This window comes from Amycolatopsis sp. NPDC059021 (assembly GCF_042739895.1).
Classification (GTDB): Bacteria; Actinomycetota; Actinomycetes; order Mycobacteriales; family Pseudonocardiaceae; genus Amycolatopsis.
The window spans coordinates 88,834-108,554 of sequence record NZ_JBHYIQ010000022.1; the positions used below are offsets into that span (position 1 = coordinate 88,834).

At 70.5% G+C, this 19,721-nt stretch carries 21 protein-coding genes; 7 read left to right on the forward strand and 14 right to left on the reverse strand.

The window, feature by feature from the left end; genetic code table 11:
* Positions 1-7: 7 nt before the first annotated feature.
* From whiA to uvrC, 4 genes are read right to left on the reverse strand one after another with little or no spacing between them, the layout of a single operon-like run.
* On the reverse strand, positions 8-997 hold the full coding sequence (gene whiA, locus ACFWX1_RS16000; protein WP_378324782.1) for a DNA-binding protein WhiA: 990 nt from the start codon (positions 995-997) through the stop codon (positions 8-10).
* The gene (yvcK, locus tag ACFWX1_RS16005; RefSeq protein ID WP_378387864.1) at positions 988-2,004 is read right to left on the reverse strand and encodes a uridine diphosphate-N-acetylglucosamine-binding protein YvcK; all 1,017 of its coding nucleotides are present in this window, start codon (positions 2,002-2,004) and stop codon (positions 988-990) included. The genes whiA and yvcK overlap by 10 nt, the downstream gene beginning before the upstream one ends.
* Complete coding sequence (rapZ, locus tag ACFWX1_RS16010) at positions 1,991-2,848, reverse strand: RNase adapter RapZ (RefSeq protein WP_378387910.1); 858 nt, start codon at positions 2,846-2,848, stop codon at positions 1,991-1,993. The genes yvcK and rapZ overlap by 14 nt, the downstream gene beginning before the upstream one ends.
* Positions 2,849-2,900: 52 nt before the next feature.
* Entirely contained in the window at positions 2,901-4,892 is a 1,992-nt protein-coding gene (gene uvrC / locus ACFWX1_RS16015) for an excinuclease ABC subunit UvrC (RefSeq protein ID WP_378387866.1), read from the reverse strand.
* A gap of 196 nt (positions 4,893-5,088) precedes the next feature.
* Between uvrC and ACFWX1_RS16020 the strand changes: the two genes are divergently transcribed.
* Positions 5,089-5,814 (forward strand): S1 family peptidase, encoded by a 726-nt coding sequence (locus ACFWX1_RS16020; protein WP_378387868.1) that lies wholly within the window; start codon positions 5,089-5,091, stop codon positions 5,812-5,814.
* 91 nt (positions 5,815-5,905) lie between these two features.
* Positions 5,906-6,685: an exodeoxyribonuclease III gene (locus tag ACFWX1_RS16025; protein ID WP_378387870.1), complete on the forward strand. Its 780-nt coding sequence runs from the start codon at positions 5,906-5,908 to the stop codon at positions 6,683-6,685.
* A 74-nt stretch (positions 6,686-6,759) separates the two neighbouring features.
* Here the strand turns inward: ACFWX1_RS16025 and ACFWX1_RS16030 are convergent, their stop codons facing one another.
* The 5 genes from ACFWX1_RS16030 to rpe all read right to left on the reverse strand — a co-directional run bounded on the left by ACFWX1_RS16030 (position 6,760) and on the right by rpe (position 10,463).
* The gene (locus ACFWX1_RS16030) at positions 6,760-7,155 is read right to left on the reverse strand and encodes a PH domain-containing protein (RefSeq protein ID WP_378387912.1); all 396 of its coding nucleotides are present in this window, start codon (positions 7,153-7,155) and stop codon (positions 6,760-6,762) included.
* A 68-nt stretch (positions 7,156-7,223) separates the two neighbouring features.
* Positions 7,224-7,730 carry a 6,7-dimethyl-8-ribityllumazine synthase gene (gene ribH / locus ACFWX1_RS16035; protein ID WP_378387872.1) on the reverse strand — a complete coding sequence of 169 codons (507 nt, stop codon included), beginning with the start codon at positions 7,728-7,730 and terminating at the stop codon, positions 7,224-7,226.
* Between the two features lie 17 nt (positions 7,731-7,747).
* Positions 7,748-8,998 carry a bifunctional 3,4-dihydroxy-2-butanone-4-phosphate synthase/GTP cyclohydrolase II gene (locus ACFWX1_RS16040; RefSeq protein WP_378387914.1) on the reverse strand — a complete coding sequence of 417 codons (1,251 nt, stop codon included), beginning with the start codon at positions 8,996-8,998 and terminating at the stop codon, positions 7,748-7,750.
* Between the two features lie 74 nt (positions 8,999-9,072).
* The gene (locus ACFWX1_RS16045) at positions 9,073-9,693 is read right to left on the reverse strand and encodes a riboflavin synthase (protein WP_378387916.1); all 621 of its coding nucleotides are present in this window, start codon (positions 9,691-9,693) and stop codon (positions 9,073-9,075) included.
* 98 nt (positions 9,694-9,791) lie between these two features.
* Positions 9,792-10,463 (reverse strand): ribulose-phosphate 3-epimerase, encoded by a 672-nt coding sequence (gene rpe, locus ACFWX1_RS16050; protein WP_378387918.1) that lies wholly within the window; start codon positions 10,461-10,463, stop codon positions 9,792-9,794.
* Between the two features lie 161 nt (positions 10,464-10,624).
* On the opposite strand from rpe, the gene ACFWX1_RS16055 reads away from it, so the two are divergent.
* The 3 genes from ACFWX1_RS16055 (at position 10,625) to phoA (ending at position 14,030) form a co-directional block, all read left to right on the forward strand.
* Complete coding sequence (locus tag ACFWX1_RS16055) at positions 10,625-11,845, forward strand: sensor histidine kinase (protein WP_378387874.1); 1,221 nt, start codon at positions 10,625-10,627, stop codon at positions 11,843-11,845.
* On the forward strand, positions 11,842-12,495 hold the full coding sequence (locus ACFWX1_RS16060) for a response regulator (RefSeq protein WP_378387876.1): 654 nt from the start codon (positions 11,842-11,844) through the stop codon (positions 12,493-12,495). Before ACFWX1_RS16055 ends, ACFWX1_RS16060 begins: the two co-directional genes overlap by 4 nt.
* 149 nt (positions 12,496-12,644) lie before the next feature.
* Complete coding sequence (gene phoA, locus ACFWX1_RS16065; RefSeq protein WP_378387878.1) at positions 12,645-14,030, forward strand: alkaline phosphatase; 1,386 nt, start codon at positions 12,645-12,647, stop codon at positions 14,028-14,030.
* 114 nt (positions 14,031-14,144) lie between these two features.
* Here the strand turns inward: phoA and ACFWX1_RS16070 are convergent, their stop codons facing one another.
* A complete protein-coding gene (locus tag ACFWX1_RS16070; protein WP_378387880.1) occupies positions 14,145-14,714 on the reverse strand; it encodes a hypothetical protein in 570 nt (189 codons plus the stop codon).
* Positions 14,715-14,887: 173 nt separating this feature from the next.
* Here ACFWX1_RS16070 and ACFWX1_RS16075 point away from each other — a divergent pair, with 173 nt between their 5' ends.
* Positions 14,888-16,177 (forward strand): DUF222 domain-containing protein, encoded by a 1,290-nt coding sequence (locus tag ACFWX1_RS16075; protein WP_378387882.1) that lies wholly within the window; start codon positions 14,888-14,890, stop codon positions 16,175-16,177.
* Here the strand turns inward: ACFWX1_RS16075 and ACFWX1_RS16080 are convergent.
* Positions 16,167-16,742, reverse strand: a complete 576-nt coding sequence (locus tag ACFWX1_RS16080) for a helix-turn-helix domain-containing protein (protein WP_378387884.1) — start codon at positions 16,740-16,742, stop codon at positions 16,167-16,169. The two genes, ACFWX1_RS16075 and ACFWX1_RS16080, sit on opposite strands and share 11 nt — an antisense overlap.
* 204 nt (positions 16,743-16,946) lie before the next feature.
* On the opposite strand from ACFWX1_RS16080, the gene ACFWX1_RS16085 reads away from it, so the two are divergent.
* A complete protein-coding gene (locus ACFWX1_RS16085; protein WP_378387886.1) occupies positions 16,947-17,696 on the forward strand; it encodes a hypothetical protein in 750 nt (249 codons plus the stop codon).
* Between the two features lie 4 nt (positions 17,697-17,700).
* On the opposite strand, the gene ACFWX1_RS16090 is transcribed toward ACFWX1_RS16085, so the two are convergent.
* The 3 genes from ACFWX1_RS16090 to ACFWX1_RS16100 are packed head-to-tail and all read right to left on the reverse strand — an operon-like array spanning position 17,701 to position 19,702.
* Positions 17,701-18,300, reverse strand: coding sequence for a TetR/AcrR family transcriptional regulator (locus ACFWX1_RS16090; protein WP_378387888.1), 600 nt, complete (start codon positions 18,298-18,300; stop codon positions 17,701-17,703).
* Positions 18,297-18,839 carry a carboxymuconolactone decarboxylase family protein gene (locus tag ACFWX1_RS16095; RefSeq protein ID WP_378387890.1) on the reverse strand — a complete coding sequence of 181 codons (543 nt, stop codon included), beginning with the start codon at positions 18,837-18,839 and terminating at the stop codon, positions 18,297-18,299. The genes ACFWX1_RS16090 and ACFWX1_RS16095 overlap by 4 nt, the downstream gene beginning before the upstream one ends.
* Positions 18,836-19,702 carry an SDR family oxidoreductase gene (locus ACFWX1_RS16100; RefSeq protein ID WP_378387891.1) on the reverse strand — a complete coding sequence of 289 codons (867 nt, stop codon included), beginning with the start codon at positions 19,700-19,702 and terminating at the stop codon, positions 18,836-18,838. Before ACFWX1_RS16100 ends, ACFWX1_RS16095 begins: the two co-directional genes overlap by 4 nt.
* Positions 19,703-19,721 lie beyond the last annotated feature (19 nt).

Below are 19,721 nucleotides of genomic sequence, written 5' to 3' on the forward strand. Positions count from 1 at the left end.
GCGCCGGTTACGCCTCTTCTTCGAGCATCTCCGGGGTCACCGCGGACTCGGTGTCCGGGATGCCGAGGTCCTTGGCGCGCTTGTCGGCCATCGCGAGCAGCCGCCGGATCCGGCCCGCCACCGCGTCCTTCGTCATCTGCGGGTCCGACAGCTGGCCGAGCTCCTCCAGCGAGGCCTGCCGGTTGGACAGCCGGAGCTTGCCCGCGGCGAGCAGGTGATCGGGCGCGGTGTCGCCGAGGATCTCCAGCGCGCGCTCCACCCTGGCGGCCGCGGCGACCGCGGCCCGCGCCGAACGCCGCAGGTTCGCGTCGTCGAAGTTGGCGAGGCGGTTGGCCGTGGCCCGCACCTCGCGGCGCATCCGGCGTTCCTCCCACTGCAGCACGCTGGTGTGCGCGCCGAGGCGGGTCAGCAGCGCGCCGATCGCGTCCCCGTCGCGGACCACGACCCGGTCCGCGCCGCGGACCTCGCGGGATTTCGCCTGGATGCCCATCCGGCGCGCGGCGCCGACGAGCGCCAGCGCGGCCTCCGGGCCGGGGCAGGTGACCTCCAGCGACGACGAGCGGCCGGGTTCGGTCAGCGAGCCGTGGGCGAGGAAGGCACCCCGCCACGCCGCTTCCGCGTCGGCCACTCCCCCGGACACCACCGCGGCGGGCAGCCCGCGCACCGGGCGCCCGCGCTGGTCGATCAGGCCGGTCTGCCTGGCCAGTCCCTCGCCGTCCTTCACCACACGCACGACGTACCGCGTCCCCTTGCGCAGCCCGCCGCTCGCGGTGATGACGTGCACGTCCGAATGGTGCCCGTAGAGCTCGTGGATCTCCTTGCGCAGCCGGCGCGCGACCGAGCCGGTGTCCAGCTCGGCCTCCACCACGACCCGGCCCGCCACGATGTGCAGCCCGCCCGCGAAACGCAGCAACGACGCGACCTCGGCCCGGCGTGGCCCGATCTTCGTGATCTCCAGCCGGCTCAATTCGTCCTTCACCGCGGCGGTCATCGCCATTGCTGCCCCTCCCTGTCTGCCACTCCGCCCCCGCCGCTCCGGCCCGTTTCGAGACCGAGAGCCTCCCGCATGCAGTGCGCGAGCGCATCCGGATCATGCCGTCCCGGCACTTCCCGGTCTGCCACGGCCCCCAGAAGCGCCACCCCGCCCAGCCGTTCCGCCGCCTTGCGGAGTCTGGGCGGGTCGGGGACGGAATCGCGGTCCGCGATCACCGCGTCGACCCGCAGCCGGGGCGCGTGGTCGAACAGCACATCCAGATGCCGTTCCGGGGAGAATCCGGCGGTTTCACCCGGCTGGGGGACAAGATTCAGGACGACCACCTTGGTCGCCGTGGTCCGGACCAGCGCGTCGTGCAGATCCGGCACCAGCAGGTGCGGCAGCACGCTGGTGAACCACGAACCGGGGCCGAGGAAGACGACGTCGGCGCCGAGCACCGCGTCGATCGCTTCGCCGCAGCCCTGGGGCGGGCGCTCGGCCTGCCCGCTCGGATGCAGGCTGATGCGCCGCACCTGCCCCGGCGTCGTCGCCACCGCGACCTGGCCGCGGATGCGACGCAGCGCGGTGGCGTCCTCGCTGTCCAGGCCGCTGACCTCGGCCTCGATCTCCAGCGGTTCCGGGGACATCGGCAGGACGCGGCCGGACACCCCGATGAGCCTGCTCGCCTCGTCGAGCGCGGCGACCGGATCGCCGAGCACCTCGAACAGCCCGGCCAGCAGCAGGTTGCCGACGGCGTGCCCGGCAAGCGCGCCGTCCCCGCCGAACCGGTGCTGGAACACCTCGGCCCACAGCGTGCCGCCGTCCTCGGCGGCGAACGCGGCGAAGGCCTGACGCAGATCGCCGGGCGGCAACAGGCCGAGCTCCCGGCGCAGCCGCCCGGACGACCCGCCGTCGTCGGCGACGGTGACCACCGCGGTGACCTCGCGCGTCACCCGCCGCAGCGCGGTGAGTGTCGCGTGCAGCCCGTGCCCGCCCCCGAGCGCGACCGCGCGTACGTTACTCGCGGCCAAGGTCGCGGTGCACCACCTTCACGGCCATACCGTCCTCATTGGACAGACGCTGGGCGAGTTCCTCGGAGATCGCGACGCTGCGGTGCTTCCCGCCGGTGCAGCCCACCGCCAGGGTCAGGTACCGCTTGCCCTCCCGCTTGTAGCCGGCGCCGATGAGCCGCAGCAGCTGGTGATAGCGGTCGAGGAACTCCTCGGCGCCCTCCTGGCTGAGCACGTAGTTGCGCACCTCGTTCTCGAGACCGGTGTGCTCGCGCAGTTCCGGGATCCAGAACGGGTTCGGCAGGAACCGCACGTCCATCACGAGATCGGCGTCCATCGGCAGACCGTACTTGTACCCGAAGGACAGCACGGTCACCCGGGTCGTCGTCCCCGCTTCGGTGCCGAAGGCGTCTTCGATCTTGGCCCGCAGGTCGTGCACCGACAGCGACGAGGTGTCCAGGACGAGGTCGGCCTCCTCGCGCAGCGGCTCCAGCAGCGCGCGCTCGGCGGTGATCCCGTCGTGCAGCCGCCCGTCACCCTGCATCGGGTGCCCGCGGCGGACCGCCTCGAACCGGCGCACCAGCACCGCGTCGGTGGCCTCCAGGAACAGCACCCGCGGCTTGTAGCCCCGCGCGTCCAGGTCCTTGATCACCGAGGCGAGGTCGTCGGTGAACGCCCGCGAGCGCACGTCCATCACCACCGCGACCTTGGTGATCGCGCCACGGGCCTGCGCGCCGAGCTCGACCATGGTGGCGATCAGCTCCGGCGGCAGGTTGTCCACGACGAACCAGCCCAGGTCCTCCAGGCATTTGGCCGCCGTGCTGCGGCCCGCCCCGGACAGCCCGGACACGACCGCGACCTCCATCCCGGACCCGCGGTTCTCCTCGTTCGCACTCACTTCGCGTTACCTTCCCCGATCATGTTCCCGGCTCCCCTCCCGGTGCCGCCGCGCCGGACTCCCCGGCCAACGCGGCCACCACCGCCTCCGCGGTGCGCCTGCCGAAGCCGGGCACCGCCTCGATCTCCTCGACCCTGGCCTGCTTGAGCTTCTTCACCGAGCCGAAGTGCTTGATCAGCGCGGTACGGCGAGCCTGCCCCAGGCCCGGCACACTGTCCAATTCGGACGTTTGCATCCGCTTGGACCGCTTCTCCCGGTGGTACCGGATGGCGAAGCGGTGTGCCTCGTCGCGGACGCGCTGCATCAGGAACAACGCGTCCGAGGTCCGGGGCAGGATAACCGGATCCGGGTCACCCGGCAGCCAGACCTCTTCGAGCCGTTTCGCCAGCCCCACCACGGCGACGTCGTTCACCCCGAGTTCGGCCAGTACGTCCGCGGCCGCGGTGGCCTGCGGGCCCGCGCCGTCGACGACCAGCAGGTTGGGCGGATACGCGAACTTGCGTGGTTTGCCGGTCTCCGGGTCGATCCCCGGCTTCGAGGGATCGGCCTCGGCCGTTGCTTCGCCTTCTGCGGCCGTTGCTGTGTTTTCCTTGAGGTAGCGGGAAAAACGCCGCCGCACGACCTCCGCGATCGACGCGACGTCGCCCTCGTCCGCAGCCTCGCGCAACGCGAAGCGGCGGTACTCGGACTTGCGGGCGACGCCGTCCTCGAACACCACCAGCGACGCCACCACGTCACTGCCCTGGATATGGCTGATGTCCACGCATTCGATGCGCAGCGGCGCCGTTTCGAGCGCGAGATAATCCTGCAGTTCGGACAGCGCCGCCGAGCGCGCGGTGAGGTCGCCTGCCCGGCGCAGCTTGTGCTGGGTGAACGCCTCCGCGGCGTTGCGCTCCACGGTTTCGGCCAGCGCGCGCTTCTCCCCGCGCTGCGCGACCCGCAGCCGCACCTTGGACCCGCGCAGGCCGGAAAGCCATTCGGTGACCGCGTCGGCGTCCGCGGGCAGCTCCGGCACCAGCACCTCACGCGGCACGGCCGAACCCGTGTCGACCTCGTCGCGCGCCGCGAGATCGGCCTCTTCCCCGTAGAACTGGGTGAGGAAGTGGTCGACCAGCGCCGGGACGTCCATCTCCTCGGCCTTGTCGATGACCCAGCCACGCTGCCCGCGCACCCGGCCGCCGCGCACGTGGAAGACCTGGACCGCGGCCTCCAGCTCGTCGTGCGCGAAGGCCACGACGTCGGCGTCGGTACCGTCACCGAGCACCACGGCCTGTTTCTCCATCGCGCGGCGCAGCGCGCCCAGATCGTCCCGCAGCCGGGCGGCGCGCTCGAACTCCAGCTCCTCGCTGGCTGTCGCCATCTCCCGTTCGAGCCTGCGGATCATGCCTTCGGTGCGCCCGGCGAGGAAGTCGCAGAAGTCCTCGACGATCGCGCGGTGCTCGTCGGCCGACACCCGGCCGACGCACGGCGCCGAGCACTTCTCGATGTAGCCGAGCAGGCACGGCCTGCCGATCTGCCCGTGCCGCCGGAACACCCCGGCCGAGCAGGTGCGGGCCGGGAAGACCCGCAGCAGCAGGTCGAGCGTCTCGCGGATGGCCCACGCGTGCGAGTACGGCCCGAAGTAGCGGACCCCCTTCTTCCGCGCGCCGCGGTAGACGTGCAGGCGCGGGAATTCCTCGTTCAGCGTCACCGCGAGCACCGGGTAGCTCTTGTCGTCGCGGTAGCGGACGTTGAACCGGGGATCGAACTCCTTGATCCAGTTGTACTCCAGCTGCAGCGCCTCGACCTCGGTGGACACCACGGTCCACTCGACGCTCGCCGCGGTGGTCACCATCTGGCGCGTGCGCGGGTGCAGCCCGGCGAGATCGGCGAAGTACGAGTTCAGCCTGCTGCGCAGGCTTTTCGCCTTGCCGACGTAGATGACCCGGCGCGTGTCGTCACGGAACTTGTACACGCCGGGTGCGTCCGGGATGCTCCCCGGCGAGGGACGGTAGGTGGACGGGTCAGCCACGTCCACCAGCCTATGGCGCACCCCCGACAGTTCTCGCGGGCCCCCGGTGCTCGGGGTTTCCCCAGGTCTACCGACGGAAGTCGGGTATCGGAACGCTCCCGACGTTCGTGGGTACTCGGCGCGTGGTCCGGCGGTTACTTTCCGACCAGCCGAGTGATCGGCGACATCTCGGTCCCCACCGTGAAAGGAACCGCTCGTGAGCCGTATCCGCACCATCGGCGCGGCCTCCGCCGCCGCCGTCGCACTGACCCTCTCCGGTGGCGCGCTCGCCGCCGCCTCGGGAGCCCAGCCGAACATCGTCGGCGGGACCACCGCACCGGCCGTCAGCTGGGGCGCCCAGGTCTACGTCAAGACCGCCGGCCGTCCGTTCAACGGCTTCAACTGCTCCGGCTCGGTCGTCGCCGCGAGCTGGGTCATGACCGCCGTGCACTGCCTCGACTCCGACGGCAGCGGCATGTTCGTCCGGGTCGGCAGCAACGAGCTCGGCGGCGGCACGAAGATCGAGGTGGACAAGAAGGTGAAGTCGCCCAACGGCGACATCGCGCTGCTGCACCTCGCACAGACGACCACCGCGAAGCCGATCGCCCTCGGCAGCGCCGACCCGTCCCGCGGCACCACCAACCAGCTCTACGGCTGGGGCCGCGAGACCCCGACCGGCCCGCCCGCCTCCGCGCTGAAGACGGCGAACGTGCAGGTCACCGGCTCATCGACGGACGCATACGGCGGCCGCGCGATCCAGAGCGTCGGGATCAACGGCTCGGCGTGGAAGGGCGACTCCGGCGGCCCCGAGGTCTCCGACGGCAAGCAGGTCGGCGTCGCCTCGACCGTGCAGAACCAGGACGGCTCGAACACCAGGGGCACCAACAACTACGCGAGCGTCGCGGCCAGCCGCTCGTGGATCAAGAGCACCGCGGGGGTCTGATCCGCCTGTCCGTGAAGGCCTCCTTCACAGCGCTCAACGCTGTGAAGGAGGCCTTCACGGCACGTCGGGGGTGTGTGGAATCCTCGGCGGCATGCGGATCGCCACCTGGAACGTCAACTCCATCCTGCCGCGGTTGCCCCGGGTGCTGGAGTGGCTCGAGCAGACCGGCCCGGACGTGCTGTGCGTGCAGGAGCTCAAGAACACCACGGAAGCCTTCCCGGTCGACCCCGTCCGCGCTTTGGGCTACGACGTCGCGGCGTACGGCCTCGGCCGCTGGAACGGCGTCGCGATCATCTCCAAGGCCGGGCTGGAGGACGTCACCCGCGGCCTCACCGGCGAACCGCGGTTCGACGGCGCCGCCGAGGCTCGCGCGATCGGCGCCACCTGCGGCGGCGTGCGCGTCTGGTCGGTGTACGTCCCGAACGGCCGCGAGCCGGAAAACCCGCACTACGCCTACAAACTGGAGTGGCTGGCCGCGCTGCGCACGACCGTCGCCGCCGAACTCGCCGCCGACCGGCCCTTCGCCGTGCTGGGCGACTTCAACGTCGCGCCCACCGACGCGGACGTCTGGGACATCGCGGCCTTCGCCGAGTCGACCCACGTGACCCCGGCGGAGCGCAAGGCGCTGGAGTTGCTCCGCGAGGCAGGTCTTTCCGACGTCTTCCCGCGTCCGCTCAAGTACGACCACCCGTTCACGTACTGGGACTACCGGGCCGGGAACTTCCCGAACAACAAGGGCATGCGGATCGACCTGGTCTACGGCAACGCGGCCTTCACCGGCGCGGTCACGGATTCCTATGTGGACCGTAACGCCCGCAAGGGCAAGGGCCCCTCGGACCACGCCCCCGTCGTCGTCGACCTGGCGCTCTGAGCTGAAGGGGACTTTCCTCGCATGAGATGCGACGAAAGTCCCCTTCAGCTCATCCCGTGAGACGAAAGTCCCCTTCAGCCGCCAGTGGCTTCGCGGTGCAGGCGGCGCAGCGCGCGTACGGCCTCGACGGCGCGTTCACGGTCGACGGCCTGCACGGCCAGCACCGAGTAGTACTCGTCTTCGGGCAGCTCCAGCCGTGCCCAGGAAGCGCCGTCGGGGAAGCTCACCGACAGCACCTCGGACCACGCGAACCGCTTGGCGGCCAGCACGTTGCGGATCTCGATGCCCTCGGCGTCGGCCCGCACCCGCGCGTTCGCGAACAGCATCGTGCCCGCCGCCAGGAGGATGCCGATGCCGACCATCGCCGCCTGGTCCGAGGCCCCGAAGATCGCCCCGGTGTTGGAACCACGCAGCAGCACCGCCACCACGACGAACACCGCGAGCAGCGCGACGGCCAGCACGCTGCACATCCACACCGCCCGCCGCGGCCGGATGACCAGCACGCCCTGCTTCTGCTTCACCGCGGCCCCACTCACGCTCACACGAAGCCCTTTTCGGTCCACGGCTGCTTCAGGCTGCGCAGCGTGTGCGCGGTGTCCAGCGCCGCGACCGTCGCCTCGTAACCCTTGTCCTCCGCGGAACCCGGCAGACCCGAGCGCGCGATCGCCTGTTCCTCGGTGTCGCAGGTGAGGACGCCGTTGCCGACCGGGGTGCTCTCGTCGAGCGCGACCCGGGTGAGGCCCGCGGTCACCGCGTCGCACACGTACTCGAAGTGCGGGGTGCCGCCGCGGATCACCACGCCGAGCGCGACGACGGCGTCGTGGTTGCCCGCCAGCGCCTGCGCCACCACCGGCAGCTCGACCGCGCCCGCGCAGCGCACCACAGTGGGTTCCTCGTCCAGCCGAGCGGCCTTCGCGGCGGCCAAAGCGCGCTCCAGCAGCGCGTCGGTGATCCTGGGGTGCCACCGGGTGACCACGATGCCCAGCCGCAATGCCTTGCAGTCACTCAGATCGAGTTCGACCTCGGGACGACCCTCGCCGCTCACGGAACGCGCCTCCTCAGCTATTCGCCCGGCTTCTCCGGGTTTTCGATCCCGGCGCCGACCTGGTCGTAGTTTTCCAGATGCGGCAGGTCGTGCCCCATCCGGTCCCGTTTGGTCCGCAGGTACCGCAGGTTCTCCGGGTTCGGCGAGATCGGCAGCGGCACGCGGCCGGTCACGCGCAGCCCGTAGCCCTCCAGCGCGACCCGCTTCGACGGGTTGTTGGTCAGCAGCCGCATCGAGTGCACGCCGAGGTCGCACAGGATCTGCGCGCCGGTGCCGTAGTCGCGGGCGTCCGCCGGCACGCCGAGGGCGAGGTTCGCGTCGACGGTGTCCGCGCCCTGGTCCTGCAGCTGGTACGCCTGCATCTTGTGCAGCAGCCCTATTCCGCGGCCCTCGTGACCCCGGATGTAGAGCACGACACCGCGCCCCTCGTCGGCCACCGCCTGGAGCGCGGACTGCAGCTGCGGACCGCAGTCACAGCGCAGCGAGCCGAAAATGTCGCCGGTGAGGCATTCGGAGTGGACGCGGACCAGCACGTCCTCGCCGTCGCCGATCTCGCCGTAGACGAACGCGATGTGCTCGATGCCGTCGAGCAGGCTGTCGTAGCCGACCGCGCGGAACGTGCCCGCCGCGACCGGGACGCGTGCCTCGGCGACACGCTCGACCTGCTTCTCGTGCCGCTTGCGGTAGGCGATCAGGTCGGCGATGGTGATCAGCCGCAGGTCGTGGTCGGCGGCGAACACCTCCAGCTCGTCGCGCCGGGCCATGTGGCCGTCGTCCTTCTGCGACACGATCTCGCAGAGCACCCCGGCCGGGTGCAGCCCGGCGAGCCGGGCGAGGTCGACGCCGGCCTCGGTGTGCCCCGCCCGGCGCAGCACGCCGCCTTCCTTGGCACGCAAGGGAACCACGTGCCCGGGACGGCGGAAGTCACTGGCCTTGGCGTTCCGGTCGGCCAGCAGCCGGATGGTGTGCGCGCGGTCCGAGGCCGAGATGCCGGTGGTGATGCCCTCGGCGGCGTCGACCGTGACGGTGTACGCGGTGCCGCGCTGGTCCTGGTTGGTGTGGTACATCGGGGGCAGGTCGAGCCTGTCGGCCTCGGCCTCGGTCAGCGACACGCACACGTAGCCCGAGGTGTAGCGGACCATGAACGCCAGCAGTTCCGGCGTGGCCTTCTCGGCGGCGAAGATGAGGTCGCCCTCGTTCTCGCGGTCCTCGTCGTCCACCACGATCACCGCGCGGCCCGCCGCGATGTCGGCGATGGCCGCTTCGATCCCGCCCGCGTCGAACCCGGCACCGCTGCCGCAGGCCGACCACTCCGTCGTACCCGTCCCGGTACTCGTTTCGCTCACGACCGTTCCTCCGTCCCGCGGTCCTGTGCCCCGCGCAGATGCGGCGTGGCCAGTTTCTCGACGTACTTCGCGACCACGTCCACTTCGAGGTTGACCAGGTCACCGGCCTCGCGCCTGCCGAGCGTCGTCAGCTGGAGCGTGGTCGGGATCAGCGCGACCGAGAACCGGTCGCCGGTGATCGCGGCGACGGTCAGCGAGACGCCGTCGACGGCGATCGATCCCTTCTCGACCACGTAGCGCCCGAGCGTGGGCGGCAGCGCGAAGGTCGTCAGGCCGTCTTCGTCGCGGGAGAGGAATACGCCGGTGCCGTCGACGTGGCCCTGCATGATGTGCCCGCCGAGCCGTCCGCCCGCCGCGGTCGCGCGTTCCAGGTTGACCGCGTCGCCCACGGCCACCTTCGCCAGGCTCGACCGCTGGAGCGACTCGTTGACGACGTCGACGGTGAACGCCCCGCCGGAGACGTCGACGACGGTGAGGCACACCCCGCTGACGGCGATCGAGTCACCGTGCCGCGCGTCGGTGGTGACGACCGGGCCACGGACCGTCAGCCGTGCCGAATTCGTCCCCTGCTCGACCGCGGTGACCTCGCCGATCTCCTCGACTATGCCGGTGAACACCCCTGCTGCCTCCTCGCCGTGCCCCGATGCTGTCTCCATCCAACACCCGTTCGCGCGGTGAGGATTCCCCCGGTTCGTACCCGCCGCGCTCGCGGGCGTCAGCCGGTACGGTGGCGAGCCGCCTGCTCACGCAGCGCGGCCACCGCCTTGCCCGGATCGCCCGCTCCATAGACGGCGGAACCGGCGACGAAGCAGTCGACACCCGCCTCGGCGGCCTGCTCGATGGTGTCCTCGTTGATCCCGCCGTCGATCTCGACGACCAGGCGCAGATGGCCGGTGTCGACCAGGCGCCGCGCGGTGCGCACCTTCTCCAGCACGTCCGGGATGAACGACTGCCCGCCGAAGCCCGGCTCGACCGACATGACCAGCAACGTGTCGTAGTGCTTGAGCGTGTCGAGGTGATCCTCCAGCCGGGTACCCGGCTTGATCGACAACCCCGCCTTCGCGCCCGCGGCACGCAGGTTCTTCGCCAGGGCCACCGGGTCCTTGGCCGCCTCGGCGTGCACCGTGACGTTGTACGCGCCCGCCTCGGCGTACCCGATCGCCCACCGGTCGGGGTCCTCGATCATCAGGTGGCAGTCCAGCGGCAGGTCGGTGGCCTTGAGCAGGGATTGCACCACCGGGAGGCCCAGCGTGAGGTTCGGGACGAAATGGGCGTCCATGACGTCCACGTGCACCCAGTCGGCACGGCTTTCGCCCTCGCCGTCGAGCGCGGCGATCTCCTCGCCGAGCCGGGCGAAGTCCGCGGAGAGGATGCTGGGTGCGATCAAAGGTCGGTCTGCCACGTGCCGAGTGTAGGAGCCGTTGCTAACGGCCGCTAACCGCGTGTGACGAGCGCATCTCCGGCACGGTGTCCCTCGGCCGATCGGCCAGGGGAATCTGGCTCCGCGGAGGGAGTCCTGGCCGCCCCGCCCTCGATAGCCTTTCCGGTATGCCCGTTCTGAGATCCCTGCTGCGCCCCGGCACGTACCGCGGCCTCCCGTACGCACTGGCGGGAACCGTGATCACCGTTCCCGCGACCCCGTTCGCCCTGGTCGCGGGCGTTTCGATGCAGGGGCCGACGGAGCTGAAAGCGCTCGGCTTCCTGGTCACCCTCGGGATCATCGTGGGGCTGATGGGCCTGCTCGCACCGATGCGGCGGCTCGGCGTGTGGCTGGCCAACGAACTGCTCGGCACCCGGATCACCCCGCCGGGCCCCGCCCGGCCCGGGTGGCCGGACCGGCTGCGGTCGGCGCTGTCGCTGGTGGTGTACGGCGCGCTCTCCTGGATCCTGTTCGGCGTCGGCGGGCTGATCGCCCTGACGGGCATGGCCGCACCGCTGCTCTGGTTCAACGGCGGCGAGGCGGACGCGATCGCGTTCTACGGCTGGAAGGTGAGCATCGAAGGCGGCTGGGCCGGTGCGTGGACGCTCCTGGTCGGGCTGGTGACGGCGGTCCTGCTGGCGATGCTCTGCTTCGGCGCGACGGTGCTGTTCCGCGTGCTCGCGCTGGTGCTGCTCAGCCCGTCCGCCGAGGAACGCGCGGCGGAGGCCGAACGCCGCGCCGCCGTGCTCGCGCAGCGCAACCGGCTGGCGCGGGAGCTGCACGACTCCATCGGCCACACGCTGACGACGTCGACGATCCAGGCCGCCGCGGCCGCGGAGCTGGTCGAGGCGGATCCGCAGCTGGTCCGGCGCGCGCTCGGCACCATCGAGGAGTCGTCGCGGTCCGCGCTGGAGGATCTCGACCACGTACTGGGCCTGTTGCGGGAGGAGCCGTCGGCGAAGGCACCGCAACGGACGCTCACCGAGATCGACGTACTGGCGTCGCGGGCCCGCGACGCGGGCACCGATGTCGACCTCGCGATCAGCGGCCCGATCGGCGAGCTGCCCGCGACCGTTTCGCGCGAGGGGTACCGGATCGTCCAAGAAGGACTGACGAACGCGTTGCGGCACGGCGGTTCCGGCCAGGTCGTCGTGGTGGTCGCGGCCGGACCGGCCGCGCTGCGGATCGAGGTCGTCAACCCGCTGCCGGGCACCGGGCCCCGGTCCGGGCGCCGCGGGCTGACCGGGCTCACCGAGCGCGTCGAGGCGCTGCGCGGCGAACTCCACGCGGGCCCGCAGGGCGAGCTGTGGCGCCTGACCGCGGATATCCCGCTCCGGCCCGGCTCATGACGCTTTCCGTACTCGTCGTCGACGACGAGCCGCTGGTGCGGGCCGGACTGCGCGCGCTGCTGGAGCTGCAGCCGGACATCACGGTGGTCGGCGAGGCGGCCGATGGCTCGGAGGTGCTGGACCAGGTGGTGGCCACTCAGCCCGACGTCGTGCTGATGGACGTCCGGATGCCCGGCACGGACGGCATCACCGCGACCCGCGAGGTGCTGGCCGCACTGGCCGCGCCGCCGAAGATCCTGGTGATCACGACGTTCGACAACGACGACTACGTGCACGAAGCGCTGCTCGCCGGTGCGAACGGGTTCCTGCTGAAAAGGGCGCGCAAGGAGGAGATCGCGCACGCCATCCGCACCGTCGCGGCCGGGGAATCGCTGCTGTTCCCCGACGCGATCCGGCGGCTGCTCACCGCGCGGCCGCCCGCCCCAGCGACGCGGGCCACCTCGTCGCTGACCCGCCGCGAGGCCGAGGTGCTGCGCCTGATCGCCGCCGGTCTGTCCAATCTGGACATCGCAGCGAAACTGGTGATCAGTCTCGAAACGGTGAAGACCCACGTGGGCAACATCTTCACCAAACTCGGCGCGGCCAACCGGGCACAGGCCGTCGTCGTCGCCTACGAATCCGGGCTCGTGACGCCGGGCGCTGCGCGGTAGGTGTCGCGGGTCACCCGGCCGAAGCCACCTGTTCACCCGGCGGTCACCCGCCGCTCGTCTGGGGGCAGCACAGCGCACACATGCACGGGGACTAATGACCCATGCCCGACCAAGCGGGCGAAAACCACGAGTCCCCACAAGGAGAACCGATGCCTTCGCTGTTCGCAGGCCGCCGGAAGTGGCTGGCGGCGGGCGCACTCGCCGCGGTGACGATCGCGGCCGCGCCGGTCGCCTTCGCCGGCACCGACGCCGAAGTCCGTTCCGCGGGTTCCGGCGACCGCACCCAGGATGTCCGTTCCGCCGTCCGCGGCGGGTTCGCGAAGAACGTCATCCTGTTCATCGGCGACGGTATGGGCCAGTCCGAGATCACCTCGGCGCGCAACTACGAGCGCGGTGCCGCCGGACGGCTCGCGATGGACGAGTTCCCGCTCACCGGCGACTACACCACCTACGCCGTCGAGAAGAACAACCCCTCGAAGCCCGACTACGTCACCGACTCGGCCGCGTCCGGCACCGGCTGGGCCACCGGCACCAAGACCTACAACGGCGCGATTTCCGTCGACGCGTACGGAAATCCGGTGCCGACGATCCTGGAGCTGGCCAAGCGGGCAGGACTGCGCACCGGCGACGTCACAACCGCCGAGGTGCAGGACGCCACCCCGGCCGTCCTCGGCTCGCACGTCGTCAACCGCGACTGCAAGGGCCCGAACGAGACGTCCGCGAAGTGTGCGGCCAACGCCAAGGAGAACGGCGGCGCCGGTTCGATCGCCGAGCAGCTGGTGCAGACCCGCCCCGACGTCCTGCTCGGCGGCGGCGCGAAATACTTCAAGCAGCAGGTGAAGGCGGGCCCGTTCCAGGGCAAGACCGTGCTGGACCAGGCCAAGGCGGCGGGCTACCAGGTCGTCGACAGCGCCGAGGGCCTCGGCGCGGCCAAGGCGGGCAAGCCGGTGCTCGGCCTGTTCGCCGAGGGCAACATGCCCACCAACTGGACCGGCCCGGTCGCCCGCCAGGGCGGCACCCCGCCGACCCGCTGCGCGCCGAACCCGGCCCTGCCCAAGACCCAGCCGAAGCTGGCCGACCAGACCCGCAAGGCACTGCAGCTGCTCGACGACCGCCGCGGTGGCAAGGGTTTCTTCCTCCAGGTCGAGGGTGCGAGCATCGACAAGCAGGACCACGCCGCCGACCCGTGCGGCCAGATCGGTGAGACGATCGACTTCGACGCCGCCGTCGCGGCCGGTCTCGCCTTCGCGCGCAGTAACCCGGACACCCTGGTGATCGTCACCGCCGACCACGGCCACACCAGCCAGATCGTCGAGAACGGCACCGTCAGCCCCGGCCAGACCGCCACGCTGATCACCAACGAGGGTGCGAACATGACCCTCAACTACGCCACCGCGATGCCCGGTTCCTCGCAGGAGCACACCGGCACCCAGGTGCGGATCGCGGGCTACGGCCCGCAGGCGGCGAACGTCGTCGGACTGACCAACCAGACGGATCTGTTCGGCACCCTGAAGCGGGCCCTGCGCCTGCACTGAGCTCCGTCCGACCGTCCACTCGCGACGGTCCCATGCCGTTAAGGCCACCTTACGGGCGTCGGACGCCCGTAAGGTGGCCTTAACGGTCTTTCCGTCCGGGTGGGGCTTGGTGCGCTAGTTTGCGGAGGGCAGCGGCGCTTGCTTTCCGTTGCGGCGCCACCGTGTGCCCGCCAAGTCGTCATAGACGATCTCGACCGTGTCCCCTTCCTCCGGGAATACGGTGAGCGGGATCGTCCACGGCTCATCAGGCAGAAGCACAGGACATTCGGCCCCTCCGCCGATCTCGGCCGACGGCGCCGACGGACTGGCCCGATGCAACGTCATCAACCGGACGTTCAGCACGGGCTCGGTTCCCGCGTTCACGACCGCGACCTGCGGGACCTGCATCGACTGTTGAGGAAAGAGAATTCTGGCTTCGACGTAGTAGGCGTGCACCCGCACGCGCTCGGCTTCTCGGGCCAGTTCCCGCTTCACATCACGGTTCGCGATATACAAGGCGGTTCCAGCAGCAACCAGCGCCCCCATGCCCCCGACCCATTGGCCAAGGCCCGCCCAGTCGTTCGTCCCCAGCCACCAGCGTGTTCCGCAGATGACCGCGATCGACCCCAGAACCCCCAGTCCCAGCGCGAACCGGCTGCGGCGACCGGCCCCGCTGGGCCGTCTCAAGACAAGTCTGCGCGTCATCCTGGCCTCTCGTTTCCTGACCGTTCTCCCCGTGCCGATTGGTCGAGGCATCACCGTACCGGGGCGGGCACCGAAACTGCCGAGCACGCGGCCGGCGCGGCCTCGAAGTTGGAGGAAGTCCTTACACCGCAAGGAAAAGTGCGTTTTTCAGGTTCACCCGATCGATAGCACACATGTTCGATCAGGCGGCGTATCGTGGAGGTATGTCAGTCGACAGCAGCACCCAGGCATCGCGCACCGAGTGGTGGCGCGAGGATGTCAGCTGCCTGCTGGACAGGCTTCTGGAGTCCGAGTGGGTGCAGCGGCGTGAAGCCGCAGTCCAGGGCGAGGTCATGGCCGAGTTGGAACGCCGCGGAATCCGCGATACCACCGGATACGGGAGTCTTGTGCGACTGTTGCAGGAGACGTTGAACATCCCGTACGCCGAGGCGAAAGCTCGCGCGGCGCGGGCTCTGGCGTTGAACGGCACCCGCGACCTGACTTCCGGTGAGCAGCCGCCTGCTGCGCCCGCGACCGCGCAGGCCGCTGCCGAGGGCGCGGTCGGCGCCGCGCAGACCGACGAAATCCTGCGGGTGCTGGACAAGCTTCCCCAGACCGTGTCGGTGCAGGACCGGGAGCAGGCGGAGAAGATCCTGGCCGAACTGGCCCGCGCCGCCGGACCCCGAGAAATCCGGGCCGCCGGACGACGCCTGCTCGCCCAACTCGACCCTGATGGGAAAGAGCCGAAAACCCGCGACCCCAAGCCGTTCCAGCCGGAGTTCTCGATCGCACCGCACCGTGATGGCGGGCATCAGATCAAGGCCCGGGTGGACGATGAGACTTCCGCGCGCCTGCAAGCGATGCTGGATCCGCTGGCGAAGCCACGGCCCGCCACTGAGGAAGAGGGGCGCGACACTCGGACTCAGTGGGAGCGGCGTGGTTGCGCGTTCTCGGAGCTGGTGCGGATGTGGGCCGAACATCCCGACCTGCCCACCCAAGCCGGAGAAGCCACGCACATCGTCGTGACCGTCAGCTTGGAAGAGCTGCGATCCGGAATCGGACAGGCCACCCTCGATCTACTCGGGGAGATCACCGCAGCCGAAGCACGACGCCTGGCCTGCGACGCCAAAATCATCCCCATGGTCCTGGGCTCACACAGCGAACCCCTCGACGTGGGACGCGCGCAGCGACTCGCCACCCCAGCCATCCGCCGGGCGCTGATCCGACGCGACGGAGGCTGTGCCTTCCCGGGATGCGATGCGCCTGCCTACCGTTGTACGGCGCACCATGTGGTGTATTGGGCACACCATGGTGAGACCAAAGTGGACAATCTCGTGCTCTTATGTTCCGTCCACCACAAGCTCATCCACCACTCCGAATGGGAAGTCCGCATCACCACCGACGGACTACCCGAATTCGTCCCGCCCGCCTGGCTGGACGCGACCCGCACACCACGACGCAACACCATCCACCTCAGAACCTGACCCGCCGGGAAGGCCGCCTAACGGTCTTCCGAGCCGGGGTCTGCAGCCGGTTCTTCGTTCGGGAAGGGGATCGGGCTGAGCACGTACCGGGAACGGGTTCGTACGCCGGCCGGGGCGCGATCACGGCCCGCAGTGCGCCGATCATCGCCTCGAGTTCCGTGCGGCTGAGCCAGACGGCGTGCTGCCGGTAGCCGACGAGATCGCCCGCCGGGTCGGCGCGTTCGCGATCCAGGTAGGCGGTGAACTCGGCGACCGGCGCGGCCATCGCGGTGGCGAACCCGCGCGGGTGGTCGACGGCCGACAACGACCTGACCGTGTCGGCGCCGATGACCGCGCGATGCTGCCGCAGCCGGTAGCCGCGTTCCACCGCACCCCGCACCCGCCGTTCCTCGGCCACCTCCAGGATCCCGCCGGAGGCGAGCAGATCGCCATGCCGGTAGACCATCGCCTTGGACACGCCGGGCAGCAGGGCGCGCAGTTGCGCCGTGGTGAGGATCCGGCCGCCCCGCAAGGCGTGCACGATCCGCAGCCGGACCGGATGGGCCAGCAGTTCCAAGGTGTCCACCACCGGACGTTCGTGGAAGACGATCTCGCCCGGTGGCGGGCGGCCTCGCCGACCGGCAGGAGGTCACCATCCGCGTCCATCCCGCCGGCAACCACCTGTTCTTCCCCGGCGAGGTACCGTGGCTGGCGGCGGAAGCTGAGTCCACTGTGGCCTCAGGACGTCCGTGTCATCGGGATGTCATCACTGCGGCCTTAGCTTCGGGGCATGGCTCAGTTGTTCGTGCTCCTGGTCGGGCTCGCCGTGCTGTTCTCCGTGATCGCGTTCCAGAACGGCAATGTGCCCATCGGCATCCTGTTCGCCTTGGTGGCGGCCTCCCCCATCGCGTTCCTCGTCTTCGCCGCGGTGCGCGGCAAACGCGGGGCACGGCAAGGACAAGCGACGGAAAGCAAGGGCCGGACGCTGGCCGTGCGGCTGATCGCCGTGGCCGTGGTGGCCGCGATCGGCTACGGCGGCTACTGGGTCCTGTTCGCCCCGAAGGCCGCCGACACCCCCGCCCGCGTCTCGGAACTCAAGACGGGCTGTTCGAGCAAGTACTTCCCGCAGAACGACGCCTACACCGGCACCGGCCCGCACCCCGTCGGCGTGTTCGTCACCGACGACGCCGGTTACGCCAACATCGCGTCGATGGGCGCCGACGTGCCCCCGCAGTGGGACGACATCCGGCTGAACCCGCGCCAGGTCCAGGTCATCGCCTGCCTCGACAAGCCCGACGACGGCCCGTATCTCAAGGACTGCCAGTTCACCTCCGACTCCCTCAAGCTCTACCAGGGCATGTACGACGTCACGCTGTACGAAGCCAAGACCGGCAAGAAGATCGGCACCGAGAAGATGCGGGGCAGCGAGAAACCCAGCTGCCCGTCCATGACCCTCACCAAGCGCGGCACCACCAGTATCCACACCGAGCCGGACTCCGCCGACTACCGGGCCGTCCTCGGCAAGTACGTTGACAACTGACCGTCTACTGTGGACCTTCGAGTAGCCTCCGGGCAAGGGCGACGATGGGCTCCCGCAGCGCGTGGAGTCCGTCGACGTCGTCTTCGACGAAGCGGGCCGTCACCAGCGAGACGATCGACCCGACGAGTGCCTGGCAGGCAAAGCGTTCCTCGGCCGATCGCGCGTCGAAGGTCAGCGCGATCAGGTCGACGAAATGCTGCTGCAACTCCAGCCTGCGACGCATCGCTTCGGGGCCGGCGGCATAGGTTTCGATGAGGAACAGCCGGGCGAGCGCGGGCTCGGCCGCCAGCGTGCCGAGGTACGTCCCGATGAAGCCGTCGAAGCGCTCCAGCGGCGTGCCGGACGGCAGCGGGCCCCCGAACGCGGCCAGCTGCCCGATCGCCGCTTCGAGCGCGGCGATGAAACACGCCTGCTTGTTGGTGAACTGCTGGTAGAACGTCTCCCGCGAAACACCGGCGCGCTTGATGACGTCGGCGACCGTGGTGCCTGCGTAACCGCGCTCGGCCATCGCCTCCGCGGCGGCGCGCAGCATCCGGGCCCGCTGCGCGCCGACGACCTCGTCCCTGGTGAGCTGGTGCCGCCCGCTCGGCAGCCGTCCCGTCATCGCCGCGCCCCGTCCGGCCGGACGCGCAGCGTGGTGAGGAACGTGGCCAGCATGTCGTAATGCCCGGTCAGAAGCACGAATTCGATCACGGATTTCTCGTCCAGATATCCGCGCAGCGCCGACCAGGTGTCCTCGTCCAGATCGCGCCGTTCCAGCAGGACGTCCACCGCGGTCAGCAGCGCCTTCTCGCGGGGCGACCAGCCCGGCTCGCCGGGTCCCGCCCCGATCCGCCGGACGTCTTCGGCGGTGACCCCGGCACGCCTGCCGAGCCGGACGTGGTGCTCGAATTCGTAGCGGCACTCCCGCACGTGCGCGACCCGCAGGATGACCAATTCGGTCTCCCGCCGCGGGAGGGTGCCGCCGGGCATGAGCCGGGCGGCGAACCGCAGCCAGCCCCGGAACAGCCGCCGATGCCGCGCCATCGTGAGGAACAGGTTCGGCGGTGTCGTCCCGGCGACGCGCCCGCTGAGCCAGGCGAGGCCCCAGGCGAACCGCCCGACCTCGGCCGGGCCGCCGGGCGCGATCCGCGGCGCGGTCACGACGCGGCCGCCTGCCGCAGCATCCGCCGCATGACGAGATTGGCCAGCCGCATCAGGAGAACGTACACCGGCGGGCACACGCGCTGAATCAGGTGGATCACCTGGATGTCGCGCGAGGTGTAGACCAGGTACCGGCCGCGCCGCACCGCCCGCACCGTCACCGCGGCCACCCGCTCGGGCGTGACCGCGTGCCTGCGGAACCCGTCCCGCAGCCGCGCGAACGCCGCGTCCGTCGTGTCGACGCCCGCGACCTCCAGCGTGTCGGCCAGCGGAGTGCGCACCCCGCCGGGACAGACCAGGCTGACCCCGATGCCGTGCGCGCGCAGATCGAACCGCAGCACCTCCGACACCCCGCGCAGCCCGAACTTGCTCGCGCTGTAGGCCGCGTGCCACGGCAACCCGATCAGCCCCGCGGCCGAGGACACGTTGACCAGGTGCCCGCCCCGCCCGGCGGCGATCATCGGAGGCAGGAACGTCTCGATCACGTGGATCGGCCCCATCAGGTTGACGTCGACCATCGAGCGCCAGTGCCGGTGTTCGAGCCGCTCCACCGTGCCCCACGCGGAAATGCCCGCGACGTTCATGACCACGTCGAGACTCCCACAGTCCGTGTGGATCTCGTGCCCGATCCTGTGGACCTCGGCCAGGTCACTGACATCGGCGGCCCCGGCGTAGGCGACCACTCCGCCCTCCGCGCGGATCTCCCGCGCCGTCTCCGCCAACAGCCCCGCGTCGAGGTCGGTGAGGTAGAGCCGCGCGCCCTCGGCCGCCGCGCGCCGCGCGATCGCCCGGCCGATGCCGCTCGCCGCGCCCGTGATCAGTACCCGCTTGCCCGCGATGTCCACGACGCGGAACTTTTTCACGAACATCAGTGTTCGTCAA

What these genes read in the sequence shown, in the direction of transcription:
- ACFWX1_RS16060 (WP_378387876.1), top strand. Translation starts at nt 11,842, where the DNA reads ATGACGCTTTCCGTACTCGTCGTCGACGACGAGCCGCTGGTGCGGGCC.
- phoA (WP_378387878.1), top strand. Translation starts at nt 12,645, where the DNA reads ATGCCTTCGCTGTTCGCAGGCCGCCGGAAGTGGCTGGCGGCGGGCGCA.
- ACFWX1_RS16030 (WP_378387912.1), bottom strand. Translation starts at nt 7,155, where the DNA reads ATGTGCAGCGTGCTGGCCGTCGCGCTGCTCGCGGTGTTCGTCGTGGTG.
- ACFWX1_RS16075 (WP_378387882.1), top strand. Translation starts at nt 14,888, where the DNA reads ATGTTCGATCAGGCGGCGTATCGTGGAGGTATGTCAGTCGACAGCAGC.
- rapZ (WP_378387910.1), bottom strand. Translation starts at nt 2,848, where the DNA reads ATGGAGGTCGCGGTCGTGTCCGGGCTGTCCGGGGCGGGCCGCAGCACG.
- ACFWX1_RS16085 (WP_378387886.1), top strand. Translation starts at nt 16,947, where the DNA reads ATGGCTCAGTTGTTCGTGCTCCTGGTCGGGCTCGCCGTGCTGTTCTCC.
- ACFWX1_RS16055 (WP_378387874.1), top strand. Translation starts at nt 10,625, where the DNA reads ATGCCCGTTCTGAGATCCCTGCTGCGCCCCGGCACGTACCGCGGCCTC.
- whiA (WP_378324782.1), bottom strand. Translation starts at nt 997, where the DNA reads ATGGCGATGACCGCCGCGGTGAAGGACGAATTGAGCCGGCTGGAGATC.
- ACFWX1_RS16070 (WP_378387880.1), bottom strand. Translation starts at nt 14,714, where the DNA reads ATGACGCGCAGACTTGTCTTGAGACGGCCCAGCGGGGCCGGTCGCCGC.
- ACFWX1_RS16090 (WP_378387888.1), bottom strand. Translation starts at nt 18,300, where the DNA reads ATGACGGGACGGCTGCCGAGCGGGCGGCACCAGCTCACCAGGGACGAG.
- ACFWX1_RS16025 (WP_378387870.1), top strand. Translation starts at nt 5,906, where the DNA reads ATGCGGATCGCCACCTGGAACGTCAACTCCATCCTGCCGCGGTTGCCC.